Genomic DNA, 23987 nt, shown 5'->3' with positions numbered 1-23987 from the left:
CGGCGCCACCCGTCTCCGGCGGCGACGGCCGGTCCCGCGCAATGTCCACCATAGTACCCCCGGGGGTATCATCGACTTCGTTCGGTGATACCCCTCCCCGTATCGACTATGGGGCCGTATGCTGGCGCATATACCGGTGGGGGTATCAAGATCACGCCGAGGCGCCCGACGCCGCCCAGGAGGTTCCCCGTGTACTTCGCCCAGTTCTACCTCGACTGCCTCTCCCAGGCCTCGTACCTGATCGCCGACGAGCGGACCGGCCGTGCCGTCGTGGTCGACCCCCGCCGCGACGTCGACGAGTACGTCGCCGACGCCGAGGCCCGCGGCCTCACCGTCGAGGCCGTCATCAACACCCACTTCCACGCCGACTTCCTGGCCGGCCACCTCGAACTGGCCGACCGCACCGGCGCCTGGATCGGCTACGGCCGCCGGGCGGAGACCGAGTACCCCATCCGCAAGCTCGCCGACGGCGAACGGATCGTCCTCGGCGACGTCACCCTCCAGATCATGGAGACCCCCGGGCACACCCCGGAATCGATCAGCATCCTGGTCTTCGAACAGCCCGACGACGCCGTCCCGTACGGCGTGCTCACCGGCGACGCCCTGTTCATCGGCGACGTCGGCCGCCCCGACCTGCTCGCCTCCACCGGCGTCACCGCCGACGAACTCGGCGCCATGCTCTACGACAGCGTCCATCGCAAGCTGATGGGCCTGCCCGACGAGACCCTGGTCTTCCCCGCCCACGGCGCCGGTTCCGCCTGCGGCAAGAACCTCTCCACCGAGAAGCGGTCCACCATCGGCACCCAGCGCCGGACCAACTACGCCTGCCGGCCCATGGACCAGGACACCTTCGTCCGCATCGTCACCGCCGGCCAGGCCACCGCCCCCGCCTACTTCGGCCACGATGCCGCCCTCAACCGGCAGGACCGCCCGCTGCTCGACCCCACGAACGCCGCCGCCCCGCTGTGCCCCGAAGGCTTCAACGAGGCCCGAGCCGCAGGCGCCGTCGTCCTCGACGCCCGCAGCCCCCAGGACTTCGGCGCCGGACACATCCGAGGCGCCATCAACGTCCCCATCGACGGCCGCTTCGCCGAACAGGCCGGCACCGTCCTCACCCCCGACAGCACCCTCGCGATCATCGCCCCGCAGGACCGCGAGAACGAGGTCATCACCCGCCTCGCCCGCATCGGCTTCGACCGCATCGCCGGCTACCTGCGCAACCCCGACAACGCCCTGCCCGCCCTCGCCGACGACCTCACCCCCGCCGGCCGCCTCACCGCCGACCAACTCCGCACCGCCCTCACCGGCGACCAGCCCCCCACCGTCCTGGACGTGCGCACCTGCGGCGAACGCGAAACCGGCTCCATCGAAGGATCCCTGCACATCCCCCTGGCCGAACTCCCCACCCGCCTCGCCGAGATCCCCGCCGATCACCCCCTGCTCGTCCACTGCGCCGGCGGCCACCGCTCCTCCATCGCCGCCAGCCTGCTGCGCCACCACGGGCACCCCGACGTCTCCGACCTCCTCGGCGGCTACGGCGCCTGGCACGCCCTCACCCACCCCACCCGGGCCTGAACCCAGCCGCCCCAGCCCACCCCCCGGTCCGGGCCGCGGACGCTCCCGAAGGCAGCGCCCGCCACGCGACCCCAGGGCGCAATCCCGGTCCCCCGGGGGGGGGCACACGCCCGCCGCGTCCGGCAGTTCCGCTCCGTCCGCCGGGTCGGCGAGCCCCTCGCAGCGCAGCAACCACCGGTGGAACACTCACCAGCCGGTCGGCGCCGCCGATTCGGGCCGCAGCCGGGGGCCGGTGTCGGGGAAGAGGCAGAGGCCGGTGTCGGTGAAGCCGGGGCGGTAGGCGGCTCGGGCGCCGTCGCCGGGGAACCAGGTCGGGCCGCGGTGGCGGCCGGGTTCGATCTCGCCTGCGGTTCCATGCTGGTGCGGGCCGTCGCGCGTCACGGGGGTGTCTGGCGGCCGGCCGCTTCGCGGATGCGGGCGCGTAGCCAGCGGTGGGACGGGTCGTTCTCGTGGCGGGGGTGCCACAGCATGCTGACGCGGAGCGGCTTCACGTCCAACGGCACCGGGAAGGTGGCCAGTTCGAGCGCGTCGGCCAGGCTGCCGACCAGGGTGGCCGGTGCGATCCCGACCAGGTGGCCGGTGGCGATCAGGCGCAGCGCCGTGGTGAACCCGGGCACGGAGATCGCGACGGTGCGCTGAACTCCCTCGGCCTCCAGCAGTCTGTCGACCGCGGTGCGCAGGCGGCCGTGACGGGAGACCACGACGTGGTCCCACGCCGCGAAGCGGGCCGGTGTGACCTCGCCTCGGCTCAGCGGGTGGCCGGCGCGGACCACGCCGAGCAGCGGGTCGCGGACCAGTCCTTCGGCGCGGAGGTCGGCCTCCTTGGGGGCGTTGACGCTGATCGTGACATCGGCGGTGCCCTCGCGCACAGCCGCGCTCTCGTCGGCCGCCCGCCCCTCGCTGAGGAAGCGCAGTTGGACGCCGGGGGCTTCGGCCCGTACGAGGGTCAGCAGGTCTTCGCCGAAGCACCCGATCAGGTCCTCGGGTGCCAGGACGGTGAAGGTGCGGCGCCAGGCGGCCGGCGCGTCATCCTCAGCGGGCCCCAGCAGGTTCTGGGCGTCCTCGACCAGGGCTCGCACCCGCGGACGCAGCGCCAGTGCGTGCGCGGTCGGCTTCAGTCCGCGGCTGGAGCGCACCAGCAGGGGATCGCCGAACGCGGACCGCAGTCGTCCCAGGGCCCGGCTGACGGCCGGAACCGACAGGTCCAGCCGGCGGGCCGCGGCGGTGACGCTGCCCTCTTCCAGCACGGCATCGAGGACGACGAGGAGATTGAGGTCGAGGGACGTGACTTTCACCTAGTGAAAATAGCACTTGCACTCTTTTCACTGGTCGCAATCCGCAGCCGGTCCTAGGGTCGGGAGCACCGCGGCAGGCGGCGGCCCCGAGGTCCCGGGTTCGCGCGGCCCGAAGTCACCGAGTACACGGTCCGAAGACCCCCGGCGCACAAAGAGGGGACGGCTGCCGCGGCGGTGGCCCCGTCGAACGGGGCGGCCCGAGAACGGGCCCGGACACGACATCAAGGAGCACGATCCATGACGGACGGCACGATTGACGACCCGGTCGCGCTGGTCGCGCTGGGCAGCCGGGCGCTGGCCGCGGCCGGGCACGGTGACATGGTGTGGGGACACCTGGCGGTCCGCGATCCGGACGGGCGTGGCGTGTGGATGAAGTCGGCCGGCTGGGGCTTGGAGGAGATCACCCCCGAGCGCGTTCTGCTCGTCTCGTGGACCGGCGAGCAGTTGGCGGGAACCGGACGGGTCCACCTCGAACACCACCTCCACACCGCGCTCATGCGGGCCCGGCCCGAGGTGCACGCCAGCGTCCACACCCACTCCCCGACGGTCAACGCCTTCAGCGCGCTCGGCGAACCGCTGCGTGCGCTCGGCCACGACGCCGTTGTCTTCGCCGAGCACGGCCTGCCCCGGTACACCGCCACCGACAACCTCGTCCGCACCCCCGCACTGGGCCGCGCGCTCGCGGCCGACCTCGGCGGCGCCCGCGCCTGCCTGATGCCCGGACACGGCCTGGCGGCGGTCGGCCGCGACACCGCCCACGCGGTCATGTACGCGATCCTGCTCGAACGGGCCTGCCGGACCCAGCTCACCGCCCGGGCCGCGGGCGAGCTCCGGCACTGGACCGGCCACCAGGAATGCCTGGAGAAGGACGCGGTGGCCTGGCCCGACAGTCAGATCGACGCCGGATGGCAGTACTGGCAACGCCGTGCCGCACTCCTCCCGGCCCGCTGACCCTCACCGGAACGCCCACGCGAAAGGAACCCGGCCCGTGGAACCCCACACCGCCCCGATACCGACCCTGCTGACGACGCCCGCAGTCGGGACCGCCGCCGCCCCCGGCACGGGCGTCCCCGGCGGCCGCCGGCGCGCCGGTACCTGGGCCGTCGCCGGCGCCTTCTGGGCCGTCACGGCCGGGACGACGGTGCCCACACCCCTCTACCCGCTGTACGAGCGCGCCTTCGGCTTCTCTCCGTTCGCCGTGACCGTGGCCTTCGCGGTCTACGCGTTGGCCGTGGTCGCGGGACTGCTGGCACTCGGTGGACTCTCCGACCGGTACGGCCGCCGCCCGGTTGCCGCCGCGGCGCTGCTCACCGCCCTGGCCGCCGCCGTCGTGTTCCTGCTCGCCGAGAACCTGACGGCCCTGCTGGTCGGACGGGTGCTGTCCGGGCTGGCCGCCGCGCTCATCACCGGGACCGCCACCGCCCACCTGGCGGAACTGGCGCCCGCCGGCGGCCGGTTCCGTGCCGGGCGGCGGGCGCTCGCCGCGAACATGGGCGGCCTGGCCTGCGGCCCGCTGCTCGCGGCCGTGCTCGCCGACACCACCGCCTGGCCGCTGCGAACCGTCTGGGCGGTCGCCGCGGCCCTGCTGCTGGCAGCGCTGGCCGCACTCACCGTGGCTCCCGAGACCGTGACGCCGGGGGAGCGGGGAACCGGTTCGGCGGCCCGCGGGCCCCGTGTGCCCACGGCGATCCGCACGGAGTTCCGGCGCGCCGTGCTGGCCGCGGGCGCGGGGTTCGCCGTCCTCGGCGTGCTCACCGCGGTGACCGGGCTGTTCCTGGCCGAAGTCGTGCACCTCCACAGCCACCTGGCGGCCGCGGCAACCGTCTCCCTCGCTTTCGCCTGCACCGGTACGGGCCAGCTCCTGGCCGCACGGCTGGGCCGCGCCGCCCTGCCCGCGGCGTGCGTCGGGCTGATCGTCGCGGCCGGGCTGATCGCCGCCGCCGTGGCGGCCGCCTCCCTCCTGCCGCTTCTCGGCGCGGCGTTGACGGCCGGCCTGTCGACCGGTGTCGCGGTCGGCCACGGAATCGCGCTCATCGGCACGCGTACTCCGCCCGAGACCCGCAGCCGTACCGTCTCGGCCTTCTTCGCCGTCCTGTACACCATGCTGGCCCTGCCGGCCGTCGGCGTCGGCGCGCTGATCGGCGCCGTCGGACTGCGCACCGCCGCCGGCGTCTTCGCCGCCGCGGTCGCCGTCCTGGCCTCCGCCGTCCTCCTGGCCCAGCAGCGACCCGCCCGTCGGTGACTCCCCGGAGACCGGGCCGGGCCGCCGTCCCCGGAAGGCGCAGGCGGAGAATCCGGACGCCCGGCCGGCAGGACCGGTGGGGGAGGGGCGGGCCGTCGGGCCGTCAGCCGGTGGCGCGCTGGGCCCGGTGGGCGGCGACCCGCACCCGGGTGGCGCAGCGCGGGGTGCAGAAGCGCTGCGGGGTGCGGCGGCCGGTGTCGATGAAGAACCGGTCGCAGTCGGGGGCGGCGCACTCGCCCCAGGCGCAGGTGCCGCGTTCGCTGAGCCACAGGCCGAGGGCCAGCGCGGAGGTGGAGAGCAGCCAGTGGGTGAGGCCGGCGGCCGGGGGCGCCTGGGTGTGCATCGACCAGGGGCGGCCGGGGAGGCGGACGAGGCGGGGGCGGGCCGGGTAGTGGTCGAGCAGGGCGTTGATCGCCTCGGCCGCCTCGTCCTCGTCGTGGAGGGCGAGGATGCCGATCAGCGGGGCGGTGGCCCCGAGCAGCTCGCGGGCGTCGGCTTCGGTGAGGCGGAAGGGCGGGCCTCCGTGGCGTTCCAGGAGGGCTTGCAGGTCGGCGGCGCCCGCTTCGGGGTCGGCGCGGACGGTGTTCGCGAGCTCGGTGACGAAGTGGAGGCCGCGGGGGTTGCCGCCGTCGTGGTCCTGGGTCATGGGTGTGCCCCTTCCGATCGTTTGCCCACCCCATGGTAACGTCGAAAATCAAAATTAGGCGTTACGAAGGAGTGGCATGCGATTCCCGGCAACGACGCCCGTCCTGATCGTCGGCGCAGGCCCGGTCGGCCTGACCATGTCGCTCCTGCTCTCCGGGTACGGCGTGCCGCACCTGCTCGTCGAGGCGCACCAGGGCACCTCCCGCCACCCCAAGGCCCGTGGCGTGTCCGCGCGTTCGATGGAGATCTTCCGCAGGCTCGGCCTGGAGGCCGACATCCGGCAGGCCGGGCTCCCGGCCTCGCACGTCTTCTTCTACCGCGGCCGCGACCTCGTCGACCCGGACTTCGTACGCACCGGCGTGGCCGCCGCCCCGGACGGCGGCGCCGAGCGCACCCCGTCGCCGGGGCTCATCTGCTCGCAGGACGCCCTGGAAGCCGTGCTGCTGCGCCGGGCCCGTGAACTCGCCCCGGACGGCGTGCGGTTCGCCACCCGGCTGCTCTCGTTCACCGAGTTCACCGAACCCGCCGCTGCCGGCGCATCCGCAGGCGGCGGCGGGGGCGTGCACGCGGTGCTGGAGGACCGGGCCACCGGCGACCGGCACGCCGTGCGCGCCGACTGGCTGATCGGCTGCGACGGCGCGGCGAGCACCGTCCGCACCGGCGCCGGGATCGCCATGGCAGGGCCGACCGGCCTCGGCCACTTCCTCAGCATCCGCTTCGAGGCGCCGCTCGGCGAGGTCGTCGCCGACCGGGCCAGCGCGTCCTACTTCCTCACCGAGCCCGGCCGCGGCGGCTTCCTGGCCGTGGACAACGACCGGCACTGGATCTACCAGCACCCCTACGACCCCGGGCGCGCCGACCTCGCCGACCTCCTCGGCGACCACCGGCAGCTGGCCCGGCTGGTGCGCGACGCCGCCGGACTGCCCGATCTCGACGTCACCGTCCGGGACACCCAGACCTGGCGGCTGGACGCCCAACTCGCCGACACCTACCGCCGGTCACGGGTCCTGATCGCGGGCGACGCCGCCCATGTGACGCCCCCCACCGGCGGGCACGGCATGAACACCGGCATCGGCGACGCCGACAACCTGGCCTGGAAGCTCGCCGCGGTCGTGGCCGGGTCGGCCGGCGAAGCGCTGCTGGACACCTACCAGGCCGAGCGCCGCCCCGTCGCCCGGCAGGTCATCGACCTGTCCCTCGCCAACTCCCGCGCCCGCACCGGCTACCGGATCGACGACGAGCTGCTGCTCACCGCGGCCTACCGCTCCACCGCCGTCCACACCGACCCCGACGCCCCCGCCCGCCCGCCGCTGGACCCGGACGGCGAGCACCCCGACGGCGGGCCCGGCGGGCGCCTCCCGCACCTGCGCCCGTCCGGACTCCCGGGGGCGGCATCGACGATCGACCTCGTCGGCCCCGGCTTCACCCTGCTCACGGCCGCCGGCGACCCCGCCTGGCGACACCAGGCCGACACCGCCGCGGCGGCGGGCCTGCCCGTCGTGCTGCGGGCGCTGCCCGCCGCCGACTGGCCCGGCCTCTCCGGCCTCCCCGCCACCGGCGCGCTCCTCACCCGCCCCGACGGCCACATCGCCTGGCAGGCGCCCCACCCGCCCACCGCCGACGCCGAGTTGCGGGAAGTCCTGCGGCGGATCCTGTCGGCGTAGGCGGCCGGCCCGACACCACCAGCCGGGCCCGTCACCAGAGGCCGGCGGAGCACGACCGCTTCACGGTCGACGGCGACCCGCGCGGGTACGTCCGCCGGCAGTACCGGCTCTGGCGGGGCGTCAGGCCGTAGAGGGCCCCGGCTCCAGCAACTGGTCCAGCACCCGGCCGAAGACCAGGCGCCCGGCGCGGGCCACGAGCGGGTCGAGCAGCGCGGGCAGGCGCGCGACCCGGAGCTCCTCCGTCCAGGTCACCTCGGACCAGGCGGCCGCCCCGGTCTCCCCGGCCCGCCCGGCGTCCTGGCCGGGGGCCCGCACGCGCAGTTCGGCCCAGCCGAGCACCAGTCGGCCCCGCTTCTCCAGCCGGCACAGCCCGTCGCGCCCGGGTGCGGGGGCGGTCAGGCCGACGATCTCCATCGGGTCGTCGAACCGGAACGGCCCGATGACCGTCCGGGCCAGGATGGCGTCCCCCGCCCGCCCGCCACCGCCCCGCACCACGGTGACCCGGGTGAACGGCACCCGGTCCCCGTGCCGGGGCCAGGCGGTCAGCCGCTCCCAGCAGACGGCCGGGGGCAGGGGCGAACGGCGGGTCAGGACGAAGCGGGCCATGCCTCACCCTAGGGCGTGTCCGACCATTCCCGCCGGGCGTGCGACGTCTGGGCACGCACCTCGCCGCGTTGTCGTCGGTCGCCGATACTCCGCATGGACTCCCTCCTCCGCCTTGCGATGCACGCACCCAGACGCCGCACGCTGATCCGACGCGAATGGTCGGACACGCCCTGCTCCCGCGGGCAGCACGTCACGGCGGGGGCGTGCCGCCGAGGAGGGGGGCGAGGGCGAACAGGTCGGACGGGGCGGCGTCGTCGGGGAGCAGGACGACCAGCGGGGGGCGGGCGGGCGGGCCGAGCCGGGCGACCTCGTAGGCGGTGACGCCGCTGCCGGGCGCGGCGACCAGGGCGACCGGGGCCGGGGACTCCAGCAGCGGGGCCAGGACCGGGCGGTAGGCGGCCGGTGACGGCGGGCCGGCGGCCGGGCGGAGCACGCCGAGGGCCTGCGGCCCCGGCCAGCCGCGCGCGGTGCCGGGGTAGCGGGTGTGCGGGGCGTCGGGCGGGGGCAGCAGCAGCACCCAGCCCGCGCCGGGGCGGGCGGCCCGGCGCAGCACCTCCAGCCGGACGGCCGGGCCGTCCCCCGGCGCGTCCGGCGCGTCCGGCTCGTCCGGGGCCGGCGGGTGGTCGGCGGGCCCGCCGGGTCGGGGCGCGGGGTGTCCGGCGAGGGTGGAGCGCAGCACCTCGGAGGTGCTGAGGCCGCTCGGCAGGTCGGGGAAGGTGCGCAGCAGGTGGGCGCTCTGGCTGAGGAGTTCGACGGCGTCCCGGTCGGCCAGCAGGGCGCGGTCGTGGGTGGTGGTGAGGACGAGTCCGCCGGTGGCGTCGTAGTGGGCGGCGAGGGTGATCGGGTACGAGGTGAAGGTGCCGGCCGGTACGGGGTTCTCGACGTGGATGCCGTGCGCGGCCAGGTCGGTCTCCAGCCGCAGGTGGTGCGGGGCGGTCGGCTGGTGTTCCAGGACGACCAGGCTGTGCGGCCGCTGCCCGCGCGGGGTGGCGCTCCAGCGGTGGGCCTGTCCGGGCGAGACCCACTCGTAGGCGGCGAGGTCGAGCACGCCGTCGCGCAGGGCGGCGAGCAGTTGCGGCACCGTCGTGCTCGGGTGCACCCGGACGGAGATCGGCAGCGGGTTGCGCAGCGCGCCGGGCAGCCGGTCGATGCCGTCCAGCGGGATGCCCCGCCCGGAGACCGTCACCGCGAAGCCGACCCGGACCGCCCGGGCCGGCCGGCGCTGCTCGTGGGACTGCGCCGCGCGGTAGAGCAGCAGTGCCCAGGCGGCCTGGAGGGCGCTGCTCTCGCCCGCCCCCCAGGCGGCCGCCCAGCCGCGCAGCCGGACCGCCTCGTACGGGGTGAGTCGGCGCCGGGCGCGTCCGGCGCCGCGCCGGGTCGGGTCGGGGGCGAGCGGGAGGACGGCGCCGGCGGCGGTCCGGGTGGCCCAGAACTGCCGGGCGGCGTCGGTCCCCTGGGCGTCGAGCCAGCGGGCGTGGTCGCGGACGTCGGGGCGGCGCTCGCCGCCGGGCAGGACGCCGCCGGTCAGGTAGGCGCGGTAGAAGGCCTGGAGGAGCAGCCGCACGCTCCAGCCGTCGAGCATCGCGTGGTGGTAGGTGAGCAGGACCCGGGTGACCGGCCCGTCGTCCTGGTCCTGCGGGCCGGAGTCGAGCAGGGTGGCGCGCAGCAGGGCGGGTCGGCGCAGGTCGAAGCCGCGGTGCCGGTCGGCTTCCAGCAGGTCGTCCCAGCCGACCGCGCCGTGCGGGTGCCGGGTGACGTCGGGGACGGCCCGTTCGTGCAGCACCAGCCAGGGGTCGCCGGCGGTGTCGTCCCAGTCGAAGGCGGCGCGCAGCACCGTCTCGTGGTCGAACACGGACTGCCAGGCGGCGGTGAACCGGTCGGTGTCCAGCGGCCCGTGCCAGTTCCAGGACAGCTGCTCGACGTGCCGCCCGCCGTGGTCGGCGCGCCCGATGACCTGGCGCAGCATCTCCCGCTGCAGCGCGCTGGTCGGCACCGTGACGGGCTCCGGCGGGTGCGCCAGCGCCTCCCGCAGCCGCTCCACGAGTTCGGCGGCGCGCCCGGACGGTCCGGCGGCGATGCCGACGAACAGGCGCCGGAGGCCGTCCCGGCGGTCCTCGACCAGGACGGCGCGCAGCCGCGCTCCGGCGGCGAGGGCGCGTCCGAGGTCGGCCAGGACCCGGTCGAGTCCGTCGGGGCCGTCCACCGTGCGCTCCCAGAGCGCGTCCGCCCGGTCCTGGGGAGCGGGGCCGGCCGCGTCGACGGCGCGCAGGGCGGCGCGCAGCACGTCGGCCTCGTACGTCTGCTGCAGCTCGACCAGCAGGAACTCCGGGGGCCGGCCGGCTCCGCGCGGCTGCGGCGGCCGCCACCGGCGGGTGGCGGTGCGGGCCAGCGCGGCGTTGACCGCCCCGGCGTCGAGCCGTCTCGGCGGGCGGGCGGCGGGCAGGCAGGGCTCGGGCGACGGGGCGCCGGCCACCAGCAGGGTGACGGGTGCGCTGGAGAAGTGACGGTTCGTCATCGCTGATCAGCGGGCACCGGAGCCCGGTTCCTTCCCGTGGGCCGGCCAGGGTTGCGCCGGGGTTACTGGGTGGCGAGGCCGCCGCAGACGTTCAGCGCCTGGGCGGTGATGCTGGCGGCGGTCGGGGAGGTGAGGTAGCCGGCCAGCGAGGCGACCTCCTCCGGGGTGGTGTAGCGGCCGAGCGGGATGTGCGTCTGGAAGTGCTGGTGGATGGTCTCGGGGGTGGTGTTGTACGCGGTGGCGTACTCGTGGTGGATCCGGGTGGTGTGCGGGGTGTGCACGTAGCCCGGGCAGATGGCGTTGACGGTGGTGCCGGTCGGGGCCAGTTCCTTGGCGAGTGCCCGGGTGAAGCCGATCACGGCGTGCTTGCTCGCGGTGTACGGGGCGCCGAGGGTGACGGCCTGCTTCCCGGCGGTGGAGGCGATGTTGATGATCCGCGGGTGCGCGGTGCCGGTGAGGTGGCCATGCTTGAGGGTCTCCCGGGTGACCAGGAAGACGGCGTTCAGGTTGGTGTCGATGACGTCGTACCAGAGCTCGTCCGTGGTGGTGGCGATCGGCCCGCCGCCGGTGCGGCCGGCGTTGTTGACCAGCACGGTGATCGGGCCGTGCTCGGCCACCACGTGCCGGATCAGCGCGCTGACCTGGGTGGGGTCGCGCACGTCGCAGGTGGTGCCGTCGGCCCGGTGGCCCTCGCCGCGCAGGGTGGCCAGCGCGTCGGTGATGTGCGGGCCGGTGCGGGCGCAGATGAAGAGTCGGTGGCCGCGGCTGCCCAGCTCGCGGGCGATGGCGAGGCCGATCCCGCGGGTGCCGCCGGTGATCAGGGCGAGGGGTTGCTCGGGTGCGGTGGTCATGGCGGGTCCTGGGGGTGAGGGCGGGCTGGGAGCTCGGGCCGGTGGTGGGTGGTCGGTGGTCGGGGTCGGGGGTCGGTGGGGTGGTCGGGGCGGGAGCTCAGGCCGGGTAGAGGTTGTAGGTGGTCGGGTGGGCCGTGGTCGGGGTGTTGAGGGTGGGGTCGAGGGTGAGGATCGCGTGGTGCACGTGTTGCAGGTGCGGGGAGGGCTGGATGCCGAGCTCGGTGGTGAGGCGGTGGCGCAGGTGGTGGTAGGTGGCGAGGGCGGTGGTCTGCCGGCCGGCCCGGTAGAGCGCGACCATGGCCTGGGCGTGCAGGCCCTCGTGGTGCGGGTGTTGGTGGGTGAGGTGGGTGAGTTCGGGGATGAGCTCGTTGTGCCGGCCGAGCCGCAGGTCGGTGTCGATGCGGCGTTCCAGGGTGATCAGGCGGCTCTCCTCCAGGCGCATGATCTCGATGGCGAGGATCGGTCCGGGCCGCACGTCGACCAGGGCCGGGCCGTGCCAGAGCGCGAGGGCCTGCCGGAAGTGGGTGGCGGCCTGGTGGTCGTGGCCGTGGTTGAAGGCGTGCTGCCCCTGGGTGGTGAGCAGGCTGTAGGTGTGGACGTCGAGGTTGTCCGGGTGGGTGGTGAGCTGGTAGCCGCCGTGCCGGGTGGTCAGGATGTCCTTGGCGGTGATGTGCGGGGTCGGCCCGAGGCCCTGGGTGATCCGGCGGCGCAGTTGCAGGATGTACGTCTGCATGGTGGTGAGCGCCTGTCTGGGCGGGTCGTCGCCCCAGATCTCCTCGATCAGGGTGGCGGTGGGCAGGATGCGGTTCGGGTAGAGCGCGAGGAGGGCCAGGATCTGGCGCTGCTTGGCGGCGGTGGGGACGACGGAGATGCCGTTGAGGTCGGCGGTGAGGGGGCCGAGGACCTTGAGGTGCATGGCGGTTCTCCTCTCGGGCGCGGGGCGTCCGCTCGGGTGGGCGTCATTCGGCTGCTTGTTCGGGTCGACGGAATGGTGGGGCGGACGCGTCGCACCCTAGTTGGGCCGGGGGGTGGGGGCCGGATTCCTCAAGTGCCCGTCGAGCGCGGTTCCGGGCGCTCTGGTGGGGGGCCTCCGGGCGGCGCGGCGCGGCGGGCCGGTGCCGCGGGCGGGCGCTCGACGGTGTGACGGGCGGGGCGCCCGGCGCGGACGGGGCCCGGGAACGTACGATCGGCGAATGGCTGACATGACGGAAACCACGCCAGGCTGGCTCGCCCCCGAGGAGCTGGAGACCACCCGCGCCAAGATGCCGATCCTGTACGTCGAGGCCGTGCCGGTCCGCGTCGACGACGCCGGCGAGGTCACCCAGATCGGTCTCCTGCTGCGGATCGGACCGGACGGGACGGTCAGCCGCACGCTGGTCTCCGGCCGGGTGCTGCACCACGAGCGGATCCGGGACGCCCTGCTGCGGCACCTGGAGAAGGACCTCGGCCCGGTGGCGCTGCCCCGGATCCCGGCCTCGTTGCAACCGTTCACGGTCGCCGAGTACTTCCCGACCCTGGGGATCACGGAGTTCCACGACCCGCGCCAGCACGCGGTGTCGCTGGCGTACGTCGTGCCGGTGTCCGGCGACTGCCGGCCGCGTCAGGACGCGCTCGACCTGGTCTGGTTCAGCCCGCAGGAGGCGGCCTCCCCGCTGGTGCAGCAGGACATGCCCGGCGGTCAGGGGGCGCTGCTCAAGCGGGCCCTGGCGCACGTCGGCTGCCTGAGCTGAGCACTCCGGCCGGGGCCCGCACCGGGTGAGGTGCGGGCCCCGGCCGGGAGCCGGTGAGGGGGTCGGTCAGGGAGCCGGTCAGGCCCCGGCGGACGCCAGCCGGGCGGTGCGCCGGGCGGTCTCCTCGACCGGGTCCAGCACCGGCACGGCCGCCAGCAGGCCCTTGGTGTACGCGTGCTGGGGGGAGTCGTACACGGCGTCGGCGTCGCCGTGCTCCACGATCCGCCCGGCCCGCATCACCGCGACCCGGTCGCTCACCTGCCGGACCACGGCCAGGTCGTGGGCGATGAAGACCAGCGCGAGTCCGAGGTCGCGCTGCAACTCGCCGAGCAACGCGACCACCTGGGCCTGGGTGGTGACGTCCAGCGCGGAGACCGGCTCGTCGCAGACGATCAGTCGCGGCTGCGGTGCGAGCGCCCGGGCGATGCCGACCCGCTGGCGCTGTCCGCCGGAGAACTCGTGCGGGTAGCGGTGGTACCAGTCGGCGTCGAGGCCCACCCGTTCGAGGAGCTCGCCGACCCGGGCGCGGATGCGGCGCTCGTCGCTCTCACCGGCGATCCGCAGCGGGTCGGCGATGGACTCCCCGATGCTGCGGCGCGGGTTGAGCGAGGACACCGGGTCCTGGAAGACCATCTGCAACTCCCCCCGGAGCGGGCGCAGTTCCTTCTCCCCGAGCGCTCCGATGTCCCGGCCGCGGTAGTGGAGCCGGCCGCCGGTCGGCTCCAGCAGCCGGACCAGCATCCGCCCGAGCGTGGTCTTGCCGGAGCCGGACTCGCCGACGATGCCCAGGGTCTCGCCCGCCCGCACGGTGAGCGAGACGCCGTCCACGGCGGCCACGGGGGCCGCGCGGCGGGTGAGGCCGCCGCGGGCGGCGAACTCCCGGCGCAGGTCGGTGGCTTCGAGCAGGACGTCGCCGTCGGTGCGCTCGGCGGCTCCGTCTGCGGCGGCGCCTCCGGCAGGCCCGGCAGGCCCGGCAGGCCCGGTCGGAGCCCCCGGTGCGCCCGGAGCGTCGACCCGGGGCACCGCCGACAGCAGCGCGCGGGTGTACGGCTCGCGCGGTGCGCCCAGCACCTCGGTGACCGGGCCGTGTTCCACCGCCCGGCCGTCCTTCATCACCAGCACCCGGTCGACGCTCCCGGCGACCACCCCCAGGTCGTGGGTGACCAGGACCAGCCCGGCCCCGGTCTCGGCCCGCAACTCGTGCAGCAGGTCGAGGATCTGGGCCTGGACGGTGACGTCCAGCGCGGTCGTGGGCTCGTCGGCGACCAGCAGCCGCGGCTCACAGGCCAGGGCCATCGCGATCAGCACCCGCTGGCGCATGCCGCCGCTGAACTCGTGCGGGCGCGACCGCGCGCGCCGTGCCGGATCGGGGATGCCGACGCGGCCGAGCACCTCGACGGCCCGGGCCCTGGCGGCCCGGCGGGAGACGGCCCGGTGGACCCGTACGACCTCGGCGATCTGGTCGCCCACGGCGTAGTACGGGTCGAGGGCGGAGAGCGGGTCCTGGAACACCATGGCGGCCAACCCGCCGCGCAGCCGCCGCAGTTCGTCGCCCTCGGCGGTGACGGCGTCGACGCCGGCGACCCGGACGGAGCCGCCGACCCGGGCGCCGGTGCCGCGGTGCAGGCCGAGCAGTCCGTAGGCGACGGTGCTCTTGCCCGATCCGGACTCGCCGACGATGCCGAGCGCCTGCCCGGCCTCCAGGGTGAAGCCCACGCCGTCGACGGCGCGCACGTGCCCGTCGCCGACCGGGAAGTCGACGACCAGGTCCCGGACGTCGACCAGGGGAGGAGTCAGGGGTTCGGCGCTCACGTCAGGACCACCCTTCGATCGGTCACCGCGTAGAGCACGTCCGCGACGACGTTGGCGAGGACCACGGCGAACCCGGTGACGAGGGTGAGGCCGACGACGGTCGGCAGGTCGATCAGGCTGACCGAGCTGACCAGCAGCTTGCCGAGCCCCGGGAGCCCGAACAGCGACTCGGTCAGCACGGCGGACCCGAACATCGTCCCGAGGTCCATGGCGGTGAGCGCGATCACCGGGGTGAGCGCGCCGCGCAGCGCGTGCCTGGTCACCAGGCGCCGCTCGCTGACGCCGTACGCCCGGAAGGTCCGGATGTGGTCGTCGGCGAGGATCTCCAGCATGGACGAGCGGGTCAGCCGGGCGTACTTGGCGGACTCGATGAGCGCGAGCGAGACCCAGGGCAGCAGCAGGCCCCAGAACCACTGCTGCGGGTCCTCGGTGAGCGGTACGTAGCTCGGGAACGGCAGCCACTGGAGCTGGGCGCACAGGACGATGAGCAGCACCAGGCCGATGACGAAGACCGGGATGGAGTTGCCGGCCAGCGTCAGCGCGGTCAGCAGCCGCTCGCTGAGCCGGCCCCGGCGCAGCGCGGAGAGCAGCCCGGTGCCGACCCCGAGGGCCAGCCAGAGCACCATCGCGCCGAGCGCCAGCGAGGCCGTCACCGGGAGCCGGGCGGCGATCATGTCGGTGACCTGCTCGCCGCTGCGGTAGGAGACGCCCAGGCACGGCGCCGGGCAGTGCAGCAGGCCCGTCCCGGCGCTGAAGTCGCGGCCGGCGACGACGCCCTGGAGGAAGTGGGCGTACTGGAGGTGGACCGGTGCGTCGAGGCCGAGCCGTTCGCGCACCTGGAGGACCTGGGCGGGGCTGCACTTCTCGCCGCAGGCCAGCTGGGCGGGGTCGCCGGGGGCGATGTAGAAGACCGCGTAGACGATCAGCGAGATGGCGAGCAGGACGCCGACCATGCCGATGGCCCTGCGGAGCAGGAAGCGGGTCATGCGGGGGCCTCCTCGGCGGCGGTGGCGGCCGACGGGCCGGGGCGGGCGGGCTCCGGCGAGCCGCTGCCCGGCGATGCGGTGCCCGACGCGTCGGTGCCCGACGAGCCGGCGCCGCGCGCCGTCCCGACCCGCAGCCGGGAGGCCGCGCGGGGGTCGAGCTCGGTGCGGACGGCGTCGCCGAGCACGGTGAAGGCGAGCACCGTGGCGAACAGCAGTGCGGACGGGAGCAGCACGTACGTCGGGTCGGCGCGGAACCAGGTGGTCGCGCCGGAGAGCATCTGGCCCCACGACGAGGTCGGCGGCTTGACGCCCACGCCGAGGAAGGACAGCCCGGCCTCGGAGATCACGTTGGACGGCAGCAGCACCGCGGCGTAGGTGATGACCGGCGCGGCCAGGGACGGCAGCAGCTCCCGGCGGGCGATCCGCCACCGGGTGGCGCCGGCGAGCCGGGCCGCGGCCACGTAGTCGAGCTGGCGGAGGCTGAGCGTCTGCGCCCGGACCAGCCGGGCGGTGCCGGCCCAGCCGAGCAGCCCGATGACCAGGGTCAGCAGGAGCGGGCGGGGGAAGTCGGAGGGCACGACGGCCATCAGCGAGATGGCGAAGACCAGCGAGGGCAGCGCGAGCATCACCTCGGTGGTGTTGCCGATCAGCTGGTCGAGCAGCCGGCTGCCGAGGCCCGCGGCGAGGCCGAGCAGGACGCCGATGGCGACCTGGACGAGGGTGGCGCCGACGGCGACGAGCAGCGAGATCCGGGCGCCGTGGACCAGCCGGGCGAACACGTCGCGCCCGGTTCCGGGTTCGACACCGAGCCAGTGCTCGGCGCTGACGCCGCCGAAGGAGCCGGTGGGCACCCCGCCGGCCGCCGAGTCGAGCAGGTCGTTGTGGTAGCTGGTGGGGTCCTGCCCTTCGAGCGCGCTGAGCAGCGGTGCCGCTGCCGCGATCAGGGCGAGCAGGACGATGACGAGGCCGGCGGCGAGGACGGCGCGCCGCGCGAGCAGCCGCCGCCACACCGTCCGGCCCCCGGCGGCCGGGGAGGCCGCGAGGGCCTCCCCGGCCCGGGGTTCCTGTGGAGCCATGGTTGTCTGACCGATCCGTCCGATCCCGTCCGCTACTTGACCGCGACCTGGGAGATGTCGAGCACGCCGGTCCAGTCGCTGATGACGATGTTGCGGACGTCCTTGCCCGACAGCCGCTTGTAGACGGGGTGGAACAGCGGGACGGTCAGGGCCTGGTCGCCGATCCGCTTGTCCAGGGCGCCCCAGCGCTTGGCCGCCTCGGCGTGGTCGGTGATCTTGTTGATCTGGTCGATCTCGTCGTTCACCGACGGGTCGTCCAGCTGCGCGGAGTTGAAGTTGTAGCCGTCGGTGACGATCTGCCGGCCGTCGAAGATCGGCGCGAGGAACGGGCCGCCGGAGGGCCAGTCGGCGCCCCAGCCGGAGAGGAAGAGCCCGGGTTCGGTGCTGACGGTGTGGATCGTCTTGGAGTACCTGGTGGAGTCCAGGGCGTCGAGCTGGACGGTGATCCCGGCCGCCTTCAGGCCGTCCTGGACGGCGGTGGCCAGGTTCGGGCCGTAGCCCTTGCCCGATTCGGTGGAGTGGGTGAGCGTGATGGTCAGGCCGTCCGGGTAGCCGGCCTCCTTCAGCAGCTCCTTGGCCTTCTCCGGGTTGCCGGTGGCACCGGCCGGGAACGGGTCGTAGGGCGTGTACCCGAAGGTCTCCTGGGCGGGCAGGTAGGTGGTGGCGGCCTCGGCGAGCGAGGAGCCGCCGGCGGCGTTGACGACCGAGGTGCGGTTGAGCGCGTAGGCGACGGCCTGCCGGACCTTGGGGTTGTCGAAGGGCTTGACCTTGGGGTTGAACGCCAGGTAGTTGACGTAGCCGAAGTGGCCGGTGCCGACGCGGGCGGCGAGCGCCTTGTCGTCCTTCACCTGGGCGAGCTCGGAGGGGCCGAGGTTGGTGTCGGTGGTGACGGCGGCCGCGTCGGCGCCGGTGCCGGCGGAGAGCCGCTGGTTGATCACCGCCGGGTCGAGCCCGGACTGCACGTCGACGGTGTCCGGGTACGCCTTGCGCTGGTCGTCGTTGGCCGCGGACCAGTTGGGGTTGCGCTTGAGGACGAGGTGTGCGCCGTCGTTCTCGTTCTTGACGACCTGGTAGGGGCCGGAGGAGACGGGGTGCTCCTGGTACTTCGTCCCGGTGTCCTTGGCCTTCGGGACGGGGGCGAACTGTGTCTGGGTGGCCAGGTACGGGAAGTCGCCCTCGGGCTTGTTGAGGCGGAAGGTGATGGTCTTCTCGTCCGGCGTCTCGATCGCGTCCAGACCGCGGCCGTCCTTGTACGGGCCCTGGTAGTCGGCGGCGCCGACCAGCCAGTCCCTCAGGAATGGCGCCCCGCCGGAGAGTTCGGGGGCGAATGACCTTTCGATGCCGTACTTGATATCGGCGGTGGTGATCGCCGAGCCGTCCTCGTACTTCAGGCCGTCCTTGAGGTGGTACGTCCACACCGTCGCGCCCTCCGAGGGGGTGCCGGTGTCGGTGGCGAGGTCGGGGACGACCTTGGTGCCGGCCGCGCCGTCGGCCCGGTTGCGGGTGGTGAGGGTGCGGAAGACCAGGGAGGGCACGTTGCCGCCGCCGGAGGTGTAGAGCCGTGCGGGGTCGAACTGGTCCTGCGGGTTCTGGTTGAGGACGGTGAGGGTGCCGCCCTGCTGCGGCGCGGCGTCCTTGCCGGTGCTTCCACCGCCGTCGCCCTTCGGTCCGCACGCCGCCACTCCGACGGCGAGGGCGACGGTGACGGTCGCCGCGGCGAGGCGGCGGGGGGTGAAGGTGGTTCGAGACATCGGAAAGGGGGCCTTTCGCTACCGATGGTGTACGGAGGAAGGCGGGCGACAGTGAGGCCGTGAGGAGAGTGAGCGGCACCGCGCCCGCAGGAAGGGGCGACGTCCCGGGGCGGCGATCACCGCTACGCGTCGGGACAGGCGGATTCAGCGACAGAGATTGTCGGAAACGCAGTGCGCGGCCACGCCGATCAGCGCCAGCTCAATGGCGGCGCACTCGATCGGGTGACGGTCAGACATGCCGAGAAGACTGTATGACTTTAAGCGGAATGTCAAAACTCCGGATAGCATCCGGCCGCCACGGGAACCCCGGGAACGGATTACGGCCCGGGCGCCGGGAGATCGCGCGGATGCCGGGGGGAAACCGGGGGCCGTGCCCGCCGGACCGGCGGGCACGACATCACCCGAGTGGGTGCCGCGACCCTGCGGGGCGCCGGAGCCCCGAAGGCCCGGAACCGCCCGCCGGGCGGCCGTCCGGGGCCCTCGCGCACCTCCGTGTGCGGGTTGCCGCGCGCGGGCGCCTGCCCAACCATGGGTGAACGTGATCGGCGATCGCGCGCAGCGCGGCCGCCCTACCGAGCGGAGCCGGACGTGGCCCCTTACCTCGAAACCGATCAGGACGCCCTGGTGGCGAGCGCACTCGCCGGATTCGCCCGGGCCCACCCATCGCTCGTCGTCCACGACCCCGACCTCGGATTCGTCCGCGCCCGTGACCGGGCCCCCGGGCGCCGGGTCGGACTGCTCTCCGGCGGCGGCTCCGGGCACGAGCCCCTGCACGTCGGATTCGTCGGCCGGGGCATGCTCGACGCCGCCTGCCCGGGCCGGATCTTCGCCTCACCGCACAACCGGCAGATCTTCGAGGCCTCGCGCGCGGTCGCCGGCGAGGACGGCGTCCTGCACATCGTGAAGAACTACACCGGCGACCGGATCAACTTCGGCATCGCGGCCGAACGGCTGCACCGCCAGGGCATACCGTGCGCCAGGGTCCTGGTGGACGACGACCTCGCCTCCGAGTCCGAGTCCGTCGCCGCCGGCCGGCGCGGGACGGCGGCCACCGTCCTGGTGCAGAAGATCCTCGGAGCGGCCGCCGACCTCGGGCTCGGACTGGCGGAACTCTCCCTGCTGGGAGCCGAGTTGTCCGGGCGCTGCCGCAGCATCGCGGTGGCCGGCGCCGCACACACCTCCCCGGCCACCGGCCGGCCGGCCTTCGAGGTGTCGGACCGGACGGTCGAGTTCGGCGTCGGCATCCACGGCGAACGGGCCGAACTCTCCCTGGAGTGCGAACCGCTGGCCGTGCTGGTGGGCCGGATGGCGCTGCGCCTGCTGGAGGCGCTGCGCCCGGCCCGCGCCCCCCTGGTCGCGCTGGTCAACGGGCTGGGCGCGACCACCGGCCTGGAGCTGTACGCGGTCCTGTACGAACTGGCCGCCGTCCTGGACGCCGGCGGGCGCCGCCTGGCGCGCAGCCTGGTCGGCGACTACGTCACCGCCCTCGACATGCGGGGGTTCTCGATCACCCTGCTCGCCGCCGACGAACAGACGCTCGCGCTGCTCGACGCCCCCGCGTACACGGCGGCCTGGCCGGTCGCGCAATCGGCGCCGGCCCCCGGTCACCAGGAGGTCAGGAGATGACGGGCACGAAGGCCTTCGACGGCCTCTTCACGGCGGGCTGGATGCGGCGGTTCGCGGAGACCGTCGCGGTCACCGAGGAGGAGCTCACCCGGCTCGACCAGGCCGCCGGGGACGGCGACTTCGGCGTCAACCTGCTCACCGGAGTGCGGTGCGCCCTGGCCGCGCTGGACCGGCTGCCACCGGGGCGCCAGGCCGCGGCGGTACCGCTGGGCGCGGCGGCGGGCGCGTTCCTGGACGAGGTCGGCGGGACGAGCGGGCCGCTGTTCGGCCTGGTGCTCCAGGAGCTGGCGGCGGCCGTCGGCACCGGCCCGCTGACCGGCCCGGCCCTCGCCCGGGGAGCGACGGCGGCACTGGAGGCCGTCCAACGGGTGGGGGAGGCGCGGCCGGGTGACAAGACGCTCGTCGACGCCCTGCACCCGGCCGCACTGGCCCTGCGCGGCTGCACTCCCGATGCCCGCCCGGACGACTGCCTCGCGGCGGCCGCCGCCGCCGCCGCGGCGGGCGTCCGCCGGACCAGGGCCCTGCGGGCCCGCCGCGGCCGGGCCAGCTATCTCGGCGAACGGGCCTCGGGAGTGCCCGACCCGGGCGCCGTGGGCATCGCGCTGCTGTTCGCCTCGGCGCACGCGGTGCCGCGGACGCTGGACGGCGTGCTGCGCGACGACAGCGCTGCTGACCGCGCGTCCGCCGACACCGCGCCGACCGACGTCACGTCCACCGACGTCACGCCCGCCGACACCGCGTTCGGCGGGCCCGACCCGCTGTGCGGCCCCGAGCCGGCCCCCGCCGGACCGTGAGCGCCTGGCCGGTTCCCCGTCCGGCCTGCGCTCCGCCGGGTGCTGTTCGGCCGGGCGTTGCTCGGCCGGGGGCTGCTCGGCCGGGGGCTGCTCAGCTGGTGAGGGCGAGAGCGCTCCGGCGCCGGACCCAGTCGAGCAGTCCCGGCTCGCCCAGGGTGGCGACCCACAGGTCGACCGCCTCCCGCGCCTCGGCCGACGGGTGCGGTCCGACACCGATCACCCGCAGCCCCGCCAGGACGGCCGCGCGGATGCCGCAGAAGGTGTCCTCCACGGCGAGGCAGTCGGTGGGCTCGGCGCCGCAGAGCCGGGCGGCGGTCAGGTAGACGTCCGGTGCCGGCTTGGGCCCGATCCCCTCGGCCGGGACCACGATGTGCTCGAAGTGTTCGAGCAGTCCGGCGCCGCCGAGCCCGGCCTCGATCACGTCGCGCGGGCAGTTGCTGGCGACCGCCAGCGGGACGAACCCGCTGAGCCGGCCGACCAGTTCGGCCGCGCCCGGCATCGGGACCGGGTCGGCGTCGACGAGCGTCCGGAAGCTCGCCAGCAGCCGGTCGGTCAGCTCCGGTGCCAGCGAGGGGTCGCCGGCGGTCTCGGCCATCAGCCGCCCGCAGTCCGAGTAGTGCAGCCCGGCCGCGCGCGCCGTGAACTCCGGTCCGGCCGTGAGTCCGTAGCCCCGCAGCACCTCCGCACGGGCCTGGTGCCAGTGCGACTCGGTGTCCATCAGCGTGCCGTCGCAGTCGAAGACGACGGCTGCAGGGGTCCAGTCGTTGATTCTCTCCACGGTCATGCCTACGCCCTTCAGGTGGGATTGGCTCTGTGGGATTCGCCGGAGTGCGCGTCGGGACGAGGGGGGGGCGGCCACGGCCTGGGGCCGTCGCCGCTTGCCGACCTGTCCGGGGCCGGAATCTGGAGTGCGGCAAAACGACGCGCCTCGACGTCCGGGCCGGAGAAAACGACCCGGAACATAACGATCGCAACGTTACGATCGATATGTTTCGCGGTCAAACTTGGCGGCCCTAGATTTGCCGGGTCTTTACTTCAATAGCCCAACGACCCCACGGCGGTGATATGACCGTTCTGACGAATATGAAAAACGCACAAATGCTCGTACTCGGTGATGCCGACTTCCGGGAGGGGGGCGAACTCGGTGAACCGCACGGCCTTCATCCGGTACTCGACGGGGTGCGACAGCCGGCCCGCGCTCCGCAGTGCCGCGGCCTGCCGGGCCGCCTCCAGCAGCACCATGCCGGGCATGTGGTCGGATGGGTGGTCGAAGAAGAACGGGTGCGCCGGATCGGCCGGGCAGATCAGGAGCGGGCCGTCCGCCCACGAATGGTCGGCCGTACGCGTCACCAGTACGTCGGAGGGCAGGGCGACGCCGACCTCCGCCGGTGACGGGGGGTCGGGGGGCGGGCCGGAGTCCGCGGGATCCCCGGCCAGCGCGGTGCCGCGCAGAACCGGGTAGGCGGGCCGTTCGACGAAGCGCGTGCCGCCCTCGATCCGGGCGAACACCACGCCGCGCGCGGAGCATTCGACCCGCAGCCGCATGCCGGTGGGCCGGTGGTTTCCGGCCGAGGTCCGCAGGTCGTGCACCTGGGCCCGGCAGAGGACCGCCGCCGGGCCGTCGCCGCGCGGCTCGGTCGCCGGGTCGACCCGGCAGGACACGTCGGTGATCAGCAGGTGCGCGTCGGCCGGCACGCCGTAGTGGCGCAGCGGCAGGTAGATGCCCAGCTGACGGGCGGTCTCCACGGCGAGCAGCGGGTCGTGCCGGTCCCCGCGTCCGCGCGGGAAGGTGGGGTGGGAGCGGGGCCACTGGGCCGCCGCCTCGAAGCGGTCGCCGCCTCGGGCCCGGACGTCGGTCAGCAGCACCTCCGCCACGGCGGCGCGGTGGACCAGCTCACGGGGGACCGTGCGGGACCAGCTGAGCGGTCGGGCAGGATGCCGGGCCGCCGAGGAGGGGAGGAAATCCAGCATCTTCATATTTACAGAAAATATCAATCTCCTTGGTTTCGCATGTCGTCAGTTGGCGCTCCGGCCCGCGGATCACTACAGTGCGTGCGAAAAGCCGGGGTGATCTTGAAAAGGCAGAGGCGCGTGCAGAATCGGGCGGAGACGACACGGAGGTCAGTCCTCGAATCAGCTGCGCGATTGTTCGACGAACGCGGGTACGCGGGCACGAGCATCAGCGACATCAGCGCGGCCTCCGGCAGGACGAGCGGGGCCATCTACTTCCACTACACCAGCAAGGAGAACCTGGCCCGCGCCGTGATCGAAGCGCACTTCGCCACCTGGCCGGAGCTCGTCGCGCGCCACACCCGGACGCCGGTGCCGGCGCTGGAGCAACTCGTCCGGCTGAGCTTCGCGGTGGCGCGGGCCTTCCGCGACGACGTCGTGGTCAGGGCCGGCGCCCGGCTCTGGTCCGAGCGCGCGGCCATCGACGCCGACCTCCCGGTGCCGTTCGTGGGGTGGATCGACACCGTCCGCGTCCTGCTCGAACGGGCGGGCGGCGAGGGCGAGCTCGCCGCCCGGGTCGACCCGTCGACCGCGGCCCACGGCGTGATCTGCGCCTTCTTCGGGCTGCACACCGTCTCCGACGCGATCGACGGACGGCGCACCATCGAGGGGCGCCTGTGCGACCTGTGGGAACTGCTGCTGCCGGGGCTCCAGAAGAACCCCGACCCGGCCGCCCTGCTCGCCTCGGTCCGGCCCAGGCCGTCCGTGCGCGCCGACGGGTGGGGGCCCGCCGGGAATTGACGCGGAATCGACCCCCGGCCTGCCGGGAGGAGGCCACGCCGCCGGGCACCGGGCCCTAGCATGAATCA

21 protein-coding genes and 1 pseudogene are annotated in these 23987 nt (G+C 74.5%); 8 read left to right on the top strand and 14 right to left on the bottom strand.

Features of this window, described 5'->3' with window-relative positions; genetic code table 11:
• The first annotated feature begins 189 nt into the window (after positions 1-189).
• Complete coding sequence (locus ACFVTF_RS29115) at positions 190-1575, top strand: rhodanese-like domain-containing protein (RefSeq protein ID WP_387817364.1); 1386 nt, start codon at positions 190-192, stop codon at positions 1573-1575.
• A 186-nt stretch (positions 1576-1761) separates the two neighbouring features.
• Here the strand turns inward: ACFVTF_RS29115 and ACFVTF_RS29110 are convergent, their stop codons facing one another.
• Complete coding sequence (locus ACFVTF_RS29110; RefSeq protein WP_387817363.1) at positions 1762-1956, bottom strand: hypothetical protein; 195 nt, start codon at positions 1954-1956, stop codon at positions 1762-1764.
• Positions 1953-2870: a LysR family transcriptional regulator gene (locus tag ACFVTF_RS29105; RefSeq protein ID WP_387817362.1), complete on the bottom strand. Its 918-nt coding sequence runs from the start codon at positions 2868-2870 to the stop codon at positions 1953-1955. Before ACFVTF_RS29105 ends, ACFVTF_RS29110 begins: the two co-directional genes overlap by 4 nt.
• Before the next feature lie 237 nt (positions 2871-3107).
• Here ACFVTF_RS29105 and ACFVTF_RS29100 point away from each other — a divergent pair, with 237 nt between their 5' ends.
• A complete protein-coding gene (locus ACFVTF_RS29100) occupies positions 3108-3821 on the top strand; it encodes a class II aldolase/adducin family protein (RefSeq protein WP_371515433.1) in 714 nt (237 codons plus the stop codon).
• Positions 3822-3858: 37 nt separating this feature from the next.
• A complete protein-coding gene (locus ACFVTF_RS29095) occupies positions 3859-5112 on the top strand; it encodes an MFS transporter (RefSeq protein WP_387817361.1) in 1254 nt (417 codons plus the stop codon).
• Positions 5113-5215: 103 nt separating this feature from the next.
• On the opposite strand, the gene ACFVTF_RS29090 is transcribed toward ACFVTF_RS29095, so the two are convergent.
• On the bottom strand, positions 5216-5758 hold the full coding sequence (locus ACFVTF_RS29090) for a CGNR zinc finger domain-containing protein (protein WP_387817360.1): 543 nt from the start codon (positions 5756-5758) through the stop codon (positions 5216-5218).
• 76 nt (positions 5759-5834) lie between these two features.
• On the opposite strand from ACFVTF_RS29090, the gene ACFVTF_RS29085 reads away from it, so the two are divergent.
• Positions 5835-7421 (top strand): FAD-dependent monooxygenase, encoded by a 1587-nt coding sequence (locus ACFVTF_RS29085; protein WP_387817359.1) that lies wholly within the window; start codon positions 5835-5837, stop codon positions 7419-7421.
• Positions 7422-7541: 120 nt separating this feature from the next.
• Here the strand turns inward: ACFVTF_RS29085 and ACFVTF_RS29080 are convergent, their stop codons facing one another.
• The 4 genes from ACFVTF_RS29080 to ACFVTF_RS29065 form a co-directional block, all read right to left on the bottom strand.
• Positions 7542-8027 carry an SRPBCC family protein gene (locus ACFVTF_RS29080; RefSeq protein ID WP_387817358.1) on the bottom strand — a complete coding sequence of 162 codons (486 nt, stop codon included), beginning with the start codon at positions 8025-8027 and terminating at the stop codon, positions 7542-7544.
• 190 nt (positions 8028-8217) lie between these two features.
• Positions 8218-10542, bottom strand: coding sequence for a condensation domain-containing protein (locus tag ACFVTF_RS29075; RefSeq protein ID WP_387817357.1), 2325 nt, complete (start codon positions 10540-10542; stop codon positions 8218-8220).
• Between the two features lie 62 nt (positions 10543-10604).
• The gene (locus tag ACFVTF_RS29070; protein ID WP_371515427.1) at positions 10605-11393 is read right to left on the bottom strand and encodes an SDR family NAD(P)-dependent oxidoreductase; all 789 of its coding nucleotides are present in this window, start codon (positions 11391-11393) and stop codon (positions 10605-10607) included.
• A gap of 97 nt (positions 11394-11490) precedes the next feature.
• The gene (locus ACFVTF_RS29065; protein ID WP_371515426.1) at positions 11491-12309 is read right to left on the bottom strand and encodes a BTAD domain-containing putative transcriptional regulator; all 819 of its coding nucleotides are present in this window, start codon (positions 12307-12309) and stop codon (positions 11491-11493) included.
• 286 nt (positions 12310-12595) lie between these two features.
• Here ACFVTF_RS29065 and ACFVTF_RS29060 point away from each other — a divergent pair, with 286 nt between their 5' ends.
• Positions 12596-13123, top strand: a complete 528-nt coding sequence (locus ACFVTF_RS29060) for an NUDIX hydrolase family protein (protein WP_371522515.1) — start codon at positions 12596-12598, stop codon at positions 13121-13123.
• A 78-nt stretch (positions 13124-13201) separates the two neighbouring features.
• Here the strand turns inward: ACFVTF_RS29060 and ACFVTF_RS29055 are convergent, their stop codons facing one another.
• The 5 genes from ACFVTF_RS29055 to ACFVTF_RS29035 all read right to left on the bottom strand — a co-directional run bounded on the left by ACFVTF_RS29055 (position 13202) and on the right by ACFVTF_RS29035 (position 18985).
• A complete protein-coding gene (locus ACFVTF_RS29055; RefSeq protein WP_387817428.1) occupies positions 13202-14920 on the bottom strand; it encodes an ABC transporter ATP-binding protein in 1719 nt (572 codons plus the stop codon).
• Positions 14921-14931: 11 nt separating this feature from the next.
• Complete coding sequence (locus ACFVTF_RS29050; protein ID WP_371515425.1) at positions 14932-15921, bottom strand: ABC transporter permease; 990 nt, start codon at positions 15919-15921, stop codon at positions 14932-14934.
• A complete protein-coding gene (locus ACFVTF_RS29045; RefSeq protein ID WP_387817356.1) occupies positions 15918-16997 on the bottom strand; it encodes an ABC transporter permease in 1080 nt (359 codons plus the stop codon). Before ACFVTF_RS29045 ends, ACFVTF_RS29050 begins: the two co-directional genes overlap by 4 nt.
• Positions 16998-17029: 32 nt before the next feature.
• Positions 17030-18748: an ABC transporter substrate-binding protein gene (locus tag ACFVTF_RS29040; RefSeq protein WP_363622946.1), complete on the bottom strand. Its 1719-nt coding sequence runs from the start codon at positions 18746-18748 to the stop codon at positions 17030-17032.
• 144 nt (positions 18749-18892) lie between these two features.
• Positions 18893-18985, bottom strand: a complete 93-nt coding sequence (locus ACFVTF_RS29035; RefSeq protein WP_317620150.1) for an Ms4533A family Cys-rich leader peptide — start codon at positions 18983-18985, stop codon at positions 18893-18895.
• A gap of 351 nt (positions 18986-19336) precedes the next feature.
• Between ACFVTF_RS29035 and ACFVTF_RS29030 the strand changes: the two genes are divergently transcribed.
• Both ACFVTF_RS29030 and dhaL read left to right on the top strand, forming a co-directional pair.
• The gene (locus tag ACFVTF_RS29030; protein ID WP_387817355.1) at positions 19337-20374 is read left to right on the top strand and encodes a dihydroxyacetone kinase subunit DhaK; all 1038 of its coding nucleotides are present in this window, start codon (positions 19337-19339) and stop codon (positions 20372-20374) included.
• Positions 20371-21027: pseudogene (gene dhaL / locus ACFVTF_RS29025) on the top strand (dihydroxyacetone kinase subunit DhaL); the annotation flags it as partial. The gene ACFVTF_RS29030 and the pseudogene dhaL, both read left to right, overlap by 4 nt.
• A gap of 232 nt (positions 21028-21259) precedes the next feature.
• Here dhaL and ACFVTF_RS29020 read toward each other — a convergent pair.
• Both ACFVTF_RS29020 and ACFVTF_RS29015 read right to left on the bottom strand, forming a co-directional pair.
• Positions 21260-21952: an HAD family hydrolase gene (locus ACFVTF_RS29020; RefSeq protein WP_387817354.1), complete on the bottom strand. Its 693-nt coding sequence runs from the start codon at positions 21950-21952 to the stop codon at positions 21260-21262.
• 251 nt (positions 21953-22203) lie between these two features.
• Positions 22204-23145 (bottom strand): ScbA/BarX family gamma-butyrolactone biosynthesis protein, encoded by a 942-nt coding sequence (locus ACFVTF_RS29015; protein ID WP_387817353.1) that lies wholly within the window; start codon positions 23143-23145, stop codon positions 22204-22206.
• Between the two features lie 114 nt (positions 23146-23259).
• On the opposite strand from ACFVTF_RS29015, the gene ACFVTF_RS29010 reads away from it, so the two are divergent.
• A complete protein-coding gene (locus ACFVTF_RS29010; RefSeq protein ID WP_387817352.1) occupies positions 23260-23919 on the top strand; it encodes a ScbR family autoregulator-binding transcription factor in 660 nt (219 codons plus the stop codon).
• The last annotated feature ends 68 nt before the right edge of the window (positions 23920-23987 follow it).

This window comes from Kitasatospora sp. NPDC057940 (assembly GCF_042887425.1).
GTDB lineage: Bacteria > Actinomycetota > Actinomycetes > Streptomycetales > Streptomycetaceae > Kitasatospora.
The sequence above is the reverse complement of the archived record's forward strand: the minus strand, read 5'-3'. Positions and strand labels throughout refer to the sequence as shown.

Coding starts and splice junctions, on each gene's coding strand:
- ACFVTF_RS29100 (WP_371515433.1), top strand. CDS start 3,108: ATGACGGACGGCACGATTGACGACCCGGTCGCGCTGGTCGCGCTGGGC.
- ACFVTF_RS29090 (WP_387817360.1), bottom strand. CDS start 5,758: ATGACCCAGGACCACGACGGCGGCAACCCCCGCGGCCTCCACTTCGTC.
- ACFVTF_RS29085 (WP_387817359.1), top strand. CDS start 5,835: ATGCGATTCCCGGCAACGACGCCCGTCCTGATCGTCGGCGCAGGCCCG.
- ACFVTF_RS29080 (WP_387817358.1), bottom strand. CDS start 8,027: ATGGCCCGCTTCGTCCTGACCCGCCGTTCGCCCCTGCCCCCGGCCGTC.
- ACFVTF_RS29075 (WP_387817357.1), bottom strand. CDS start 10,542: ATGACGAACCGTCACTTCTCCAGCGCACCCGTCACCCTGCTGGTGGCC.
- ACFVTF_RS29070 (WP_371515427.1), bottom strand. CDS start 11,393: ATGACCACCGCACCCGAGCAACCCCTCGCCCTGATCACCGGCGGCACC.
- ACFVTF_RS29065 (WP_371515426.1), bottom strand. CDS start 12,309: ATGCACCTCAAGGTCCTCGGCCCCCTCACCGCCGACCTCAACGGCATC.
- ACFVTF_RS29060 (WP_371522515.1), top strand. CDS start 12,596: ATGACGGAAACCACGCCAGGCTGGCTCGCCCCCGAGGAGCTGGAGACC.
- ACFVTF_RS29050 (WP_371515425.1), bottom strand. CDS start 15,921: ATGACCCGCTTCCTGCTCCGCAGGGCCATCGGCATGGTCGGCGTCCTG.
- ACFVTF_RS29045 (WP_387817356.1), bottom strand. CDS start 16,997: ATGGCTCCACAGGAACCCCGGGCCGGGGAGGCCCTCGCGGCCTCCCCG.
- ACFVTF_RS29040 (WP_363622946.1), bottom strand. CDS start 18,748: ATGTCTCGAACCACCTTCACCCCCCGCCGCCTCGCCGCGGCGACCGTC.
- ACFVTF_RS29035 (WP_317620150.1), bottom strand. CDS start 18,985: ATGTCTGACCGTCACCCGATCGAGTGCGCCGCCATTGAGCTGGCGCTG.
- ACFVTF_RS29020 (WP_387817354.1), bottom strand. CDS start 21,952: ATGACCGTGGAGAGAATCAACGACTGGACCCCTGCAGCCGTCGTCTTC.
- ACFVTF_RS29015 (WP_387817353.1), bottom strand. CDS start 23,145: ATGAAGATGCTGGATTTCCTCCCCTCCTCGGCGGCCCGGCATCCTGCC.